We start from the raw sequence: 354 nt of genomic DNA on the forward strand, positions 1-354 counted from the left end.
TGTCCCGTTCACCCGTACGAGGAAACCGCAGGTCAGGCGATACGTTCCCGCACCACCGGCAGCGGTGCGAACGACGTGCCGGCCGGGGCGATGTCGTACGCGTCGGGCAGCGCCTTGAGGGCGTAGTCGAACTTCTCCGGGGTGTCCGTGTGCAGCGTCATCAGGGGCTGGCCCTCGGTGACGGTGTCGCCGGGCTTGGCGTGCAGCTCGACGCCCGCGCCGGCCTGCACCGGGTCCTCCTTGCGGGCGCGGCCCGCGCCGAGGCGCCAGGCGGCGACGCCGACGTCGTAGGCGTCCAGGCGGGTCAGGACGCCGGAGGTGCGGGCCGTCACCACGTGCTGCTCGCGGGCGGTC

1 pseudogene is annotated in these 354 nt (G+C 73.7%); it reads right to left on the reverse strand.

Going from position 1 to position 354, the window contains the following annotated elements:
• Positions 1–32 precede the first annotated feature (32 nt).
• A pseudogene (locus tag AB0C16_RS41070) lies at positions 33–354 on the reverse strand (thymidine phosphorylase); the annotation flags it as partial.

Source organism: Nonomuraea sp. NPDC048916, from assembly GCF_040649575.1.
Taxonomy (GTDB): domain Bacteria; phylum Actinomycetota; class Actinomycetes; order Streptosporangiales; family Streptosporangiaceae; genus Nonomuraea.